At 37.4% G+C, this 13,253-nt stretch carries 14 protein-coding genes; 13 read left to right on the top strand and 1 reads right to left on the bottom strand.

What is annotated here, in order from left to right:
* Positions 1 to 266 precede the first annotated feature (266 nt).
* The 7 genes from EO116_RS08250 (at position 267) to EO116_RS08220 (ending at position 6,505) form a co-directional block, all read left to right on the top strand.
* Complete coding sequence (locus EO116_RS08250; protein WP_009353841.1) at positions 267 to 1,724, top strand: Sau3AI family type II restriction endonuclease; 1,458 nt, start codon at positions 267 to 269, stop codon at positions 1,722 to 1,724.
* A gap of 56 nt (positions 1,725 to 1,780) precedes the next feature.
* Positions 1,781 to 3,061: a DNA (cytosine-5-)-methyltransferase gene (gene dcm, locus EO116_RS08245; protein ID WP_127161415.1), complete on the top strand. Its 1,281-nt coding sequence runs from the start codon at positions 1,781 to 1,783 to the stop codon at positions 3,059 to 3,061.
* A 22-nt stretch (positions 3,062 to 3,083) separates the two neighbouring features.
* A complete protein-coding gene (locus tag EO116_RS08240; RefSeq protein ID WP_127161414.1) occupies positions 3,084 to 3,923 on the top strand; it encodes an SWIM zinc finger domain-containing protein in 840 nt (279 codons plus the stop codon).
* Positions 3,924 to 3,932: 9 nt separating this feature from the next.
* Positions 3,933 to 4,457, top strand: a complete 525-nt coding sequence (locus EO116_RS08235; protein WP_127161413.1) for an NUDIX hydrolase — start codon at positions 3,933 to 3,935, stop codon at positions 4,455 to 4,457.
* A gap of 72 nt (positions 4,458 to 4,529) precedes the next feature.
* A complete protein-coding gene (locus EO116_RS08230; protein WP_127161412.1) occupies positions 4,530 to 5,792 on the top strand; it encodes a phosphopentomutase in 1,263 nt (420 codons plus the stop codon).
* Between the two features lie 75 nt (positions 5,793 to 5,867).
* Positions 5,868 to 6,104, top strand: coding sequence for a hypothetical protein (locus tag EO116_RS08225; RefSeq protein ID WP_127161411.1), 237 nt, complete (start codon positions 5,868 to 5,870; stop codon positions 6,102 to 6,104).
* A complete protein-coding gene (locus EO116_RS08220) occupies positions 6,101 to 6,505 on the top strand; it encodes a type II toxin-antitoxin system VapC family toxin (RefSeq protein WP_127161410.1) in 405 nt (134 codons plus the stop codon). Before EO116_RS08225 ends, EO116_RS08220 begins: the two co-directional genes overlap by 4 nt.
* Positions 6,506 to 6,613: 108 nt before the next feature.
* On the opposite strand, the gene rpmB is transcribed toward EO116_RS08220, so the two are convergent.
* The gene (rpmB, locus tag EO116_RS08215) at positions 6,614 to 6,802 is read right to left on the bottom strand and encodes a 50S ribosomal protein L28 (RefSeq protein WP_038144954.1); all 189 of its coding nucleotides are present in this window, start codon (positions 6,800 to 6,802) and stop codon (positions 6,614 to 6,616) included.
* Between the two features lie 552 nt (positions 6,803 to 7,354).
* Between rpmB and recG the strand changes: the two genes are divergently transcribed.
* The 6 genes from recG (at position 7,355) to EO116_RS08185 (ending at position 13,135) form a co-directional block, all read left to right on the top strand.
* Positions 7,355 to 9,391, top strand: coding sequence for an ATP-dependent DNA helicase RecG (gene recG, locus EO116_RS08210; protein ID WP_127161409.1), 2,037 nt, complete (start codon positions 7,355 to 7,357; stop codon positions 9,389 to 9,391).
* Between the two features lie 94 nt (positions 9,392 to 9,485).
* The gene (locus EO116_RS08205; RefSeq protein ID WP_009353866.1) at positions 9,486 to 9,674 is read left to right on the top strand and encodes a 4-oxalocrotonate tautomerase; all 189 of its coding nucleotides are present in this window, start codon (positions 9,486 to 9,488) and stop codon (positions 9,672 to 9,674) included.
* Positions 9,675 to 9,776: 102 nt separating this feature from the next.
* On the top strand, positions 9,777 to 10,502 hold the full coding sequence (locus EO116_RS08200; protein ID WP_127161416.1) for a WecB/TagA/CpsF family glycosyltransferase: 726 nt from the start codon (positions 9,777 to 9,779) through the stop codon (positions 10,500 to 10,502).
* A 52-nt stretch (positions 10,503 to 10,554) separates the two neighbouring features.
* Entirely contained in the window at positions 10,555 to 11,190 is a 636-nt protein-coding gene (locus EO116_RS08195) for a phosphatidylserine decarboxylase family protein (protein WP_127135161.1), read from the top strand.
* Positions 11,183 to 11,854, top strand: coding sequence for a CDP-diacylglycerol--serine O-phosphatidyltransferase (pssA, locus tag EO116_RS08190; protein ID WP_127161408.1), 672 nt, complete (start codon positions 11,183 to 11,185; stop codon positions 11,852 to 11,854). Before EO116_RS08195 ends, pssA begins: the two co-directional genes overlap by 8 nt.
* Before the next feature lie 12 nt (positions 11,855 to 11,866).
* Complete coding sequence (locus tag EO116_RS08185) at positions 11,867 to 13,135, top strand: glycosyltransferase family 2 protein (RefSeq protein WP_127161407.1); 1,269 nt, start codon at positions 11,867 to 11,869, stop codon at positions 13,133 to 13,135.
* The last annotated feature ends 118 nt before the right edge of the window (positions 13,136 to 13,253 follow it).

Genomic DNA, 13,253 nt, shown 5'->3' with positions numbered 1-13,253 from the left:
GACAATAACTGTATACATAAAACTATCATAAGCTATACTTGAAGAGTTAATTTGAGTATAGCTTTTCTAATTAATAGATAAGTCTTTATTTTAATTTAAAACTGAACTAATATGATATAATATAGTAAATTAAGATATTAGCGTTTCTTAATTTTGATATAAATGGGTACAATTTTGATACCTTTTGTATTGACATATTTTCTGTACAGGTGAATTTAAATTGTTATTATCTTGTAATTAATGAATGTGTAAGTGATAGGTGAAGTATGGACGATACAAATATTCTATATGATGAAACAGACCCAAAATCTATTGAACGCTATGCGAAACAATTAATAGGAAAGACCTTTAAAGATATTATTTGTAGCGAAGAATTGAATGATGAAGAGTTTATTAGTTTTGCAAACTTTGCTAGAAAGGGTGGTCTAGGAAATTTAGTAGAGAAGCATTTCTTTCAATATGATATTAATAGTAACTCTGAAGCAGATTTTGAAAAGGCGGGGGTCGAGTTAAAAGTTACTCCTTATGAAATGACAAAAAAGAATACTTATAAAGCTGGTGAACGATTGGTATTAACTATGATATCCAATACTGAGCCAGTAGAGGATGATTTCTATAAATCCCACCTTTGGCAAAAATGTAGACTCATGCTTTTAATGTTCTACTTAAGAGATAGATTGCTAGCTGATAAACTAGATTATGGTATTAACTTTGTAGGTCTATTTGAACCAGTTGATAAAGACTTAGAGATTATAATTAATGATTACCAACTTATTATTGATAAAATAAAATCGGGAAAGGCTCATGAGCTTTCTGAAGGAGATACACTATATTTAGGAGCATGCACAAAAGGTGCAACGGCAGCATCTAGTATGTCTACACAATATTATAATCCTGATGTACCAGCAAAACGTCGTGCGTTTGCTTTTAAACAAAGTTATATGACCTATGTACTAAATAATTATTATGTAGGAAAGCATGATGTGGCAGAGTCTATCCTAACTGATACTAACGAGACAAATCTAGGTAAGGTATTAACTGATAAGATTAAACCATATATAGGTAAAACGGAAGAAGAATTATGTCAAATCTTTAACTTAATGGATTCTTCTAATAAAGCTCGACTGAGTTTACTAGTATATCGGATGTTGGGTGTATCTTCTAATCAAGCTGAGGAGTTTCTTAAGGCTAATATTGTTGTCAAGACGATTCGAGTTAACAAAAATAATAAAATCAAAGAAAGCATGTCTTTTCCATCTTTTAGTTTTAAGAAACTAGTAGATGAAGAATGGGAAGAATCTGATTTATGTAAATACTTTGAAGAAACTAAGCTATTCTTTGTTGTATATACTGAAAATGATACAGGAGAATGTGTATTAAAAGGTGTTAAGCTTTGGAATATGCCAGCTAAGGATATAGCTTTATTAGAAGAGTTTTGGAAAGACGTACAAAAGATTATTAAGGATGGTATAGAACTGATTCCTACAAAAAATAAAAAAGGTGATTATGTAGTTAAAAATAATTTACCTGGTAAAAATAGTCACCCTATTAGTCATATTAGACCACATGCATCTAGAGCATTTTATCAACTAGAAAATGGAATAACCTATGGAAAAGGATCATTGGTAGATGCTGATGAGTTACCAGATGGTCGTTTTATGACTAAGCAGTGTTTTTGGCTAAATAATTCGTATGTATTAAGTGTTATTAAAGATTTATTATAATTTTCTTAATCTATTAATTAGTGTATGTGATTAGGATAATTCAAAAGGAGAAAGTAATGAAACTGACCGTAGTTGAACTATTTGCGGGTGTTGGTGGATTTCGGGTTGGTCTTAATCATGTAAATGAATTTGATTCCGAGACAGGTCTTGCCATTGAGCAAGGTGATTGGAGTTTTGTGTGGGCTAATCAGTGGGAGCCATCTACTAAAGTGCAACCAGCATTCAATTGTTATACTACTCGATTTGGTGTGGGAAATCATAGTAATCAAGATATTAATACAGTAGATAAAGAGACTATTCCGGATCACACATTATTAGTTGGTGGCTTTCCATGTCAAGATTATTCTGTAGCAAGAACACTGTCGAAGGAAAAAGGCATTGAAGGTAAAAAAGGTGTTTTATTTTGGGATATAAAAGATGTTGTAGAAAAAAAACAGCCATCCTTTGTTTTATTAGAAAATGTAGATAGATTACTTAAGTCACCAGCTAATCAAAGAGGTCGTGACTTTGCTATTATGTTAAAAACATTTGATGAGTTAGGATATCATGTTCATTGGCGAGTTATCAATGCAGCTGATTATGGGATGCCACAAAAGCGTAGAAGAGTTTTTATTCTTGCCTATAAAAGAAATACCACTTATGCAAATACCATTCAACACAAGATTCAAAAAATTGGTGCTGAAGAGTGGTTCTATCAGCATGAGTTTTTTAATAGTATATTTCCAGTACAAAAACTTTCAAAAAACTTAGTTCAAAAAGATATACAACAGTATAAGGATATTGTCGAAGTTAGTGATAGTTATAACCAGGGTAAATTTTTATTATCTGGTTATATGGCTGATGGTGAAATTTATAATAGTGATGTAGAATCTATTGTTGAAGAAGTATATCCACTGAAAAAAATAATGAATATTGCAAAGAAGCATGAAAAACAACCGTATTCTTCCTACACTATTAGTCATGATAAAGTGGAAAAATGGAAATATCTAAAAGGTGGAAAAAAGATTGAACGAGTGCGACCTGATGGTGGTATTTATTATTACTCAGAGGGAAGTATGAATTTCCCAGATGATGTGAATGTACCAGGTCGAACTATGCTAACTAGTGAAGGAACCGCTAATCGCTCATCCCATATTGTGTTAGATGAAGAAAGTCAAAATTATAGAACTATTACAGAAGTTGAAGCAGAACTATTACAAATGTTTCCACCTAATTGGACTAATACAGGAATGACGAAGCGAAATAGATATTTTATGATGGGGAATGCCTTGGTAACAGGTGTAATAAGTAGACTAGAACCTCACTTAAAAGAGATAATTTTACATGAAGGCGAATAGTCCCCCCCAGAAAGGACATCATATGGACCTAAAGGATATAGAACTTCCTGAGACTGAAATAACTGATAGAAAAGAGTTAGCACATTCCAAATCAATGTTGTCTCACCAAAATATCACATTAGTTCAGGTATATTTTGTGGCAAAAGATGATGCGTTCTTATACTTATGTGAAGATATAGTTCTTCATGAGGGAGATCATGTCTATGTTTCTGGTAAAATGAAGGATATGTTAGGTATAGTTGTAGATGTACGTCATCAATTTAAAGTAAGACCTTCAAAATATGAACGAGTCATTGCTAAGATCGATACCCAATTACAAGGGGAATTTAAAATCTTCAATCGACTGTTATTGAGCTTTGATCGTAAAAGTTTAGATAAAGAAAAAATCAGTCAATGGTTTTTTCCTCCCCAAGGTGAAGAACCATATATTTCTACATATAGACCGGATCCATTTCCACTAGATGATCTAACTCAGTTTCCTATAGAGCATGCTCGATTAGAAAGAGGATTACAATACTACAAAGAACAACGAGTTGTATATGTGTGTATCGATGATAGATATGGATATGCTATTGTACGTGGATCAGAGTACTATGAGGTTGAGTTTGAATATAACAATGGAATCATAGAAGATATCTCATGTAGTTGTTATTGTGATGGACATTGTAAACATGAATTTGCAGTTTTATTAGAGCTACAGTATACTCTACAAATAGTAGAAAGAGAATTTAAAAACGAATACAGTAAAAACGGATATGTAGCTACGATTGATAAAGATATAGTATGGCAGATGAGTGTAAGATGGACTAATAAAGGAACTATTATTTTTCATAATCAAGTAGAACCTATTATCGTAAATTAAGGAGGACCCATGCAAGAACGTAAACTTTCATCGGAAATGAAATTTGATGGCAAATTGATTAAAGTAACCTATGATATTGCCGATGTGAATGGCAAGGAAGCGTGGCGCGAGGTGGTGCATCACCCAGGAGCTAGTGCTGTGATTGCCATTGATGAAGACAATCGTATCATTATGGAAAAACAGTTCCGCTATGCATTGAACGATTATTTATTGGAAATTCCTGCAGGTAAATTAGATGCTGGGGAAGATCCATTGGTATGTGCTAAACGTGAGCTAGAAGAAGAAACTGGCATTATCGCATCGGAATGGATTAGTCTAGGTACTATTGCAACGTCTCCTGGATTTTGCAATGAAGTTATTCATTTGTATGTAGCAAAAGGGCTTTCCAAAGGGGAAATCCATTGGGATGAAGATGAATATGTGGAAGTAGAGCGTTATACTTTCGATGAATTATTGCAACGTATTAGTGAAGAAAAAATTAAAGATAGCAAAACATTATCTGCCTTATTATTAGCTATGCCGTATTTGAAATAATGAAAGAATGCCTAGGAGTCTAACTTCCTAGGCATAGATTGTTTACGAGTGTTTAACAAAGAGGAGGTCTCTATGTTTAAACGAATTATTATGATTGTCACAGATAGTGTAGGGATTGGGCATAGCCCAGAAGCAGAACGTTTTGGAGATATGGGTGCTAATACATTGGGCCATATTGAAGAGGCGGTAGGGCCTTTACAAATTCCGAATTTACGAAAATTAGGCATCGGTAAGATTGCAGATATCACACCGCAACAAGATACAGTAGTGGGTGCCTTTGGTCGCATGCATGAACAAAGTACAGGAAAAGACACCACCAGTGGTCATTGGGAAATGATGGGGCACCCTGTGAAAGTTCCTTTCCCAACCTTTTATGATGGGTTTCCACAGGAGTTGATGGATACTTTTACGAAGGAAACTGGCTATGGATTCCTAGGCAATGAAGCGGCATCGGGGACGGAAATCATTGAGCGCCTGGGGGAAGAGCATATGAGAACGGGGAAACCTATTGTGTATACGTCTGCCGACTCGGTGTTTCAAATCGCCGCTCATGAAAGCATCATTCCTTTAGAGGACCTATACAAGATGTGCCAAATTACACGGGAACGAGTATGTATTGGAGATTACTATGTAGGGCGCATCATTGCTCGTCCATTTGTGGGAGAATCAGGTCATTTTGTGCGCACATCAAATCGTCATGATTATAGTCGGTTGCCAGAAGGGCGATTTGTGTTGCAAGCTTTACAAGATGCGAAAGTGCCCACAATTGGTGTAGGAAAGATTGGGGATATTTACGCTCATATCGGTTTGGATCAATCCTATCCAACAAAATCTAATTCTCATGGCATGAATCTACTAGCTGCCTTGTTGGGGCATAGTGCAGATGATACACATGGTACATGTAGTACACATAGTACACATAGTACACATACTATACCTGATACATCGGATACTACGTTAGAAGGTAGATTTACTCATGGCTATATGATGGTCAATCTAGTAGAGTTCGATAGCTTGTATGGACATCGTCGTGATGTACAAGGTTATGGTCGTGAGCTAGAAATGTTTGACTATCAACTAGGGGGATTGCTGGAATTATTGACCAAAGATGATTTGCTACTGATTACGGCAGACCATGGTAACGATCCGACTTGGAAGGGAACAGACCATACACGGGAACTCGTGCCTCTTTTGGCGTATTCACCAGCTTTTAGAGGCCCCATTGATCTAGGGGATAGAAGGAGCTTTGCAGATATTGGACAAACTATATTGGAAAACTTTGGAGTTAAAGAATCATTTGTGGGGGAAAGTTTCTTATGTGAACTAGGAAACTAGTGGTTTTACTTACTTTTTTGTAGAGTTAGGCGTATAATGAAAATAAGATACATGTGAAAATGAGGAGGTGATAAAATGTGTACTATAAATATAAGTAAAAATGAAGAGCTAAAAGCCCTTGTAAAATTGCTGACCGATGGAGCGGCAGATTCTATTTTTTTACAAGATGAGGATACAGTAGCAGAAATAAAACTAATAAAAGATGTACCACAACCGATACAGTTTGGATTAGGAAACGGATTGTTTAAAGTTCCAGATGATATTCATGAAGGCGATGACGTAATTCAAGAAGTATTTAAGGAGTACATATGAATATTCTATTAGATACACATATTTTATTATGGCTTTTATTTGATGATAAAAAGATTTCAAATACTTGTAAAGATATTTTAAGAAGGCAAGATACCCATACATATTTTAGTGTTATTTCTCTTTGGGAAATTGCGATTAAGCATAATAAGTATCCAGAAACATTCCCTTATGACGCAGAAATAATTTATAAACTAGCTAAGCAGTCGGGATTACGATTATTATCGTTATCTCCAGAAAATATTTTTATGATTAGGACTTTAACTAGAATGGAATCGTCAAAAGCACATCATGATCCATTTGATAAGATTATGATAAGTCAAGCTAAATCTGAGTCGATGCAATTTATAACACACGATGAGCTATTATTAGGGTATAATGAACCCTGCGTTTTGTGGGTCTAAGTATACAGTACTATAATAAAGTTATACATAGCAAAAGAGGCTATCAGTACTGAAGAAATTTCTTCCTGACTGATAGCCTCTTTTTTGAGTACATGTACCTTCAAAATCTTACGCGCGTGTAATTTTATCAGAACGAAGGCAGCGTGTGCAAACGTTAACTCGTTTAGTTTCGCCGTCTACAATTGCTCGTACTCTTTGGATGTTTGGTTTCCAAGTTCGTTTGGAACGGATATGGGAATGAGAAACATTCATACCCGTAGTAGTGGATTTACCACATACTTCGCAAAGGTTTGCCATTTGTTTCCACCTCCAAAGTGTTTACTACTAATATAACATATGTATTTTATCATAAAAGGGGATAGCAATGCAAGTGCGTTTCTTCCTTTTAGATAAGATTATACTAGCTTATTAACTATATACTAAAATAGTAAACACTGTCAAATTTTATAAACATATGACTTGCGTTTAATTTAAACAAGATGTATAATTTAAACATAGAAGGACACTTTGTTATATAACCTAACTCACGTAACTCTTTTACAAAGTGCCCTTCTTTTTTTGCGCCTATTTTTAGGAGGAGTTCATATTGTATTGTCTCTCTATGGTATAATATAGGATATTAAATGTCTACTGTGTATGACAGTGTACCATAGTTGCATACATAGATACAGAGATATTGCTCATAGCAGTGTATTTGTATGTACTTATAGTGTTTAGTATGTACTTGGAGTATGACGTTTCTTATATCTTGCTCAGCTGATATGAACAAGTTATGTCGCACGGTTTCAGTATTGGTAGAGTAGGAAATACTTTCATAAAGAATGAAATAGGAAAGAGTACGGATAGAATATGAACGAACAATTGCAATCCATAAAGAGCGTGGGACCGCAACGAGTGAAACAATTGAATAAACTAGGAATCTATACGGTAACAGGTTTGTTGCATTATTTTCCGCGTACCTTTGAAGATAGACGGCAAGTGTATGGAATCTGCGAAGCTCCTGTGGGAGAGATGGTAGGTGTGACGGGACAGGTTGTACGGGTCAGTGAAAAGCGACCTAGACCACGTATGCATATTTTAACTGTGACCTTGTCAGATGGAGTACGTCAGTTAAATCTTACTTTTTTCAATCAAGCCTATAAGAAAAATTTTTATAAACCAGGTCAACGTATTTATGCCTATGGAAAGATAGAGCATGCCTATGGTAGTTACCAGATGAATACACCACAAGTGGAAATGATAGAAGCTGGGCAAGTGATAGAGCGTGGTATTGTGCCAGTCTATGGTTTGACGGAAGGTATGAAACAATGGGGGATCAGATTGGCCATAAAAAACTGGTTTGACCATAATGGCACTTTAGAAGATGTGGTCCCTCAAGATGTGATGGGGAATAAGTTTACCATGAGCCGTTATGATGCCTTTCGGGAGATGCATTTTCCTACATCTTGGGAACGCTACCAAGAGGCACGCAAACAATTAGCTTATGAAGAACTATGGATTATGCAAATGGGGCTATTGCTCCTTCGTGCCCATGAACAGGGTCAAGGGGGATTCCCTATGACCAAAAATGGATCTTTAGTAGAGCGAATTAGGCAAGGCTTACCATTTACTTTGACTGGGGATCAAGAGAAAGCATTAGGAGAGATTGCTAAGGATATGGAACAGCCCCAAGCTATGCAGCGGTTAGTGCAAGGTGATGTAGGTTCTGGTAAAACGGTGGTAGCTGCTTTGGCATTAGCGAAGGCAGTAGAAAATGGATTCCAAGGGGCGATTATGGCACCGACAGAAATTTTGGTTACACAACATTTTGAAAGCTTTCAGGAGCTTTTTCAAGATGCACCGATACGAATGGCATTGTTGACGGGCTCCACGAAAAAAAAGCAAGATCTCTATGATGCCTTAGAACGAGGAGACATTGATGTCTTAGTAGGCACTCATGCATTGATTCAAGACAAAGTGATGTTTCATCAATTAGGATTGATTGTAGTGGATGAACAACATCGATTTGGTGTAGAGCAACGGGCGAAATTGCAACGTAAAGGAGACCATCCGCATGTGCTAATCATGACGGCAACCCCTATACCACGGACGATGACCTTATCCATTTATGGAGATTTAGAAGTTTCTTTGATTAAGGAAATGCCTCCTGGTCGTAAACCAGTGAAGACCTACGCTGTGGATTCGTCCTATAAAGAGCGATTGTTACATTTTTTTGAAAAAGAAATGCAAGCGGGTCGTCAGGTCTATGCAGTGTGCCCATTAGTGGAAGAGTCTGAAAAAATGGATTTGCAAGCTGCGGAACAGATTTATTACGAATATAAAGAATATTTTGAGCCACACTATCGTGTAGGTTTGGTGCATGGTCGCATGCGTCCAAAGGAAAAAGAAGATATTATGGATGCGTTCTATCGTCGAGATATTCATTTGTTAGTATCCACAACGGTGATTGAAGTAGGTGTGAATGTGCCGAATGCGACGATTATGTGTATCCATAATGCGGAGAGGTTTGGTTTATCCCAGTTGCATCAATTGCGAGGTCGTGTAGGTCGTGGATCGGCACAGGCCTATTGTATTCTGATTAGTGATAGTAAAAACCCTGATAGTAAAACTCGACTTTCACTGATGGAACAAACGCAAGACGGATTTGAACTGGCAGAACAAGACTTGCTCATTCGTGGCACAGGGGAATTATTTGGCTTGGCTCAGTCGGGATTGCCAGATTTGAAAGTGGCGAACATCATCAAAGATATTCCGATTCTTGTGGAAGCTAGAGAGGATGCTAAAATGTATTTACAATCTCATGGATTTGATGAAGTACAATCGACTTTGCGTCATCAAATGGAAGCACGCTTTGGACCACAGTATATGCGTATTTTGTATAGTTAAAGTTGTTTAGTGAGGGCTAAATATGATACAATAGGATGAGATTTTATCTATAGCATAGTGCTATAGATGCGTAGTGGTGATGGAGGAAAGACTCATGCCTATTATTCATGTAGAACTTGTTGAAGGTCGTACTTTTGAACAAAAGAAAGCTCTTGGCGAAGCGATTACAAAAGCAACTGTAGAAACTGTAAAAGTACCTGCAGAAGCGGTAAAAGTAATTTTCGTGGACATGAAAGCTGACAACTATATGGAAGCTGGCGTTATGCGCTGCGAAAAGAAATAATTAGGAAAATTACCTACCAGAAGGATAGGTCTATGATAGGGTGTAAGCTCTTTCATATGTCCTGTCCTTCTTGTTTACATACTAGAGTAGATGAGGTGAATGGTGCAGAATCAAATACATGTGCTATCCGTCCCAATTGATGTGGTAACGATGACGGAAGCCGTAGATAAAGTGCTTTCATTAGTGGGACAACCCAAATTACATATGGTGGCAACGGCCAATGCAGAAATGATTATGATGGCACAGGATGATCAAAGATTGTTAGAGGTTCTGCAACAAGCGGATCTTGTTGTACCGGATGGAGCAGGTGCTTTATGGGCAGCTGAGCAACAGGGACAGCGTTTTCCAGAACGAGTGACAGGTTGTGACCTATTGCAACAGTTATTGAAGGCAGCTAAAGCACATAATATTAAGATATACTGCTTAGGTGGAGCTGAGGGAGTTGTCAAAAAAGCTATAGAAAATATGACAGCAGAACTTGGAGAATTGCCAGTAGTGGGCTATCATTCTGGATATTTCACAGAGGAAGAAGAAGTAGACATTCTTGATAAGATTCAACGTAGTGGTGCTCAATTAGTGTTTGTTGCCTTTGGGGTACCGAAACAAGAGTTTTGGATTCAAGAAAAATTAGCCCATTTAGATGGTGTAGTCGCCATGGGCGTGGGCGGTTCTTTCGATGTATTAGCGGGCATGTTGAAACGAGCTCCTGTATGGATGCAAGAAAACCGCTTAGAGTGGTTATATCGATTGGCATTGCAACCGAAACGTATCATTCGTATGTTAGCATTGCCTAAATTTATGTGGACTGTATGGCGCCATAAACATTGATACAGTGCAGTCGTATCTTGGTGGAGCTATCACTAATTAAGAGAGGTTTAGTATGGGTTTGATTGTTAAAGAAGGATATCCTTTAATCGGTGCTTGTCTTGTTGTGACAGCACTGGTAGGCTACTTTCTATCATGGTGGTTAGGAATTATACCATTTGTACTGGCATTATTCTTTACTTATTTTTTTAGAAATCCTAATCGCCGTATTCCTCATGATCCAAAGGTGTTGGTATCGCCAGCGGATGGGAAAGTGATGGAAGTAGTAGAGGTGTTTGAGGACACATATTTACATCAACAATGTAAAAAAGTAACAATTTTTTTATCTGTTTTTGATGTCCATGTGAATCGGGCGCCAATGGCAGGTGAAATTACATTCCGTCAATATACAGAAGGACGTTTTTTACCAGCCTATAAAGATTCTGTAGGCTACGAAAATGAACGACATACGATTAGCATTAAAAACGACAAGATGGAAATTGTGGTGACACAGATTGCGGGCTTGTTGGCTAGACGTATTGTGTCTTGGACAGATGTAGGAGATACCTTAGAGCAAGGTACCTTGTATGGTATGATTAAATTCGGATCTTGCACAGAACTATTTGTTCCATTAGATGTAGAAATTTGCGTTACAAAAGGACAACATGTAGTTGGTGGAGAAACGATTATTGGGAGGGTGAAAGATGAATAAGTCTATATTTCCCAATCTTTGCACAGCAGCAAATTTAGCCTTCGGTGTGATCGGCATTAGTTTATCTGCTACAGGTAATTTTACTGGGGCAGCGGTATGTGTGCTTTTGTCCTTATTAGCTGATGGATTAGATGGACGGATTGCTCGTGCTTTGGGTGTTTCTGGAGATTTTGGCCGTGAATTAGATTCTTTAGCCGATGTAGTTGGCTTTGGCGTATCTCCAGCTTTTATGCTGTATATGATGAGCTTGGATCACTATGGTTGGTTAGGCTATGTGCCATTGTTAGTATTCTCTGTGTTAGGGGCTTTCAGATTGGCACGATTTAATATTATGACAGAAGAAGTACATGGTTATTTTCAAGGGTTACCGATTCCTGCAGCAGGTTGTATGGCAGCTACCTATGTGTTAAGTGGTGTTCGTATTCCTGATGTGGCATTGATGTTGGCTATGATATTCGTAGGTTACTTGATGGTCAGCAATGTGCATCATCCAGATTTCAAAGGGAAAGGTAGCGATCCAGTGCAACCCATTGCCGTAGGTATTACTGTAGGTTGTGGCGTATTTTGCCTATTGATGGATTATCGCTCTTGGCCGGTATTGATTTTTGTATTATATGCTGTATATGGTATTAGTAATACTATCATCAACAACATTCGTAAATAGGAAGGAACTAGGATGAATTACGTTTGGTTTGACCTAATTATGATTCCCATACAGGTAATTATCGTATTTTATACCTTGTATTACTTTGTGTTGATGGTCTGTGGCATGTGGCATAAAAGCGATAAAACAGAATGTCCGCCGAAACATTCCTTTGCTATTATTGTCTGTGCCCATAATGAAAGTGCCGTGATAGGTCAATTGGTGAATAATCTACAAGTCTTAGATTATCCTCGCCACTTATATGATATCTTTGTGGTGGCAGATAATTGTAAAGATGACACTGCCAAGATTGCCCGTGAAGCTGGTGCTGAAGTGTATGAACGCTTTAACACAGAAGAAGTGGGTAAAGGATATGCCATGGGCTGGATGTTTGACAAAGTATTCGCCATGGAACGCAAGTATGATGCATTCGTAATTTTTGATGCGGATAATCTAGTGCATCCTCATTTCCTCTATGAAATGAATCGTCATTTGGAAAAAGGGGAGCCAGTGATTCAAGGGTACTTGAATGCGAAGAATCCAACCGATACATGGGTAGCTGGTACCTTTGCCATTGCCTTTTGGATGGTCAATCATATGTGGCACTTGGCGAAATATAACTTGGGACTTTCCACAGCCTTGGGTGGTACAGGTATGTGTATTCGTACAGATATCATCCGTGATTATGGTTGGTCTTGTAATAGCTTGACAGAAGATATGGAATTTTCTTTGAAATTGTTGATTCATGGGGTGAAAACAACATGGGCTCACAATGCTATCGTATATGATGAAAAGCCATTGACCTTTATGCAGTCTTGGAATCAGCGAAAACGTTGGGCCCAAGGCCATTTTGATACAGGAGAACGGTATATTCCGAAACTCTTTGTGCAAGGTATTAAGAAAGGGAAATGGACGATTCTAGATGGAATTGTACAGATTACACAGCCCTATTTCTTGTTATTGTCAGCCTTTTATATTATTATGACCTATATCAATGGCATCGTGCCGTTGTATACGAATATTATCTACCAAATCTTGCCAGTACAGGTATGGCAGATTATTGGTATTGGACAATATTTATTTCCACTCATTGTGCTAGCACAAATTAAAGTGCCACCAAAAGTGTGGTTGTATTATCTATTGTATCCATTATTCATCTATTCTTGGGTACCCGTTACCTTCTTAGGATATTTGAATCGCCACGATAAAGTATGGTCTCATACACAACATACCCGTGGGGTAGCATTAGGGGAAGTGAAACTAACCCGTATGGGCGATACCAGTCGAAAAACAAAAGAATAAAATATGATAAGAGCAACAGGATGTGAAAATTCTGTTGCTTTTTTTTGGCTCTTTGTCAAATGTGGGGGCTACTCATATAATAAGTTCTTAGCACTAGCTATTCAAATAGCTAGTGCTA

The organism is Veillonella sp. VA137 (genome assembly GCF_003992015.1).
GTDB lineage: Bacteria > Bacillota > Negativicutes > Veillonellales > Veillonellaceae > F0422.
Note: the sequence above shows the minus strand (reverse complement) of the source record. Positions and strands in the feature narration are given on the sequence as shown.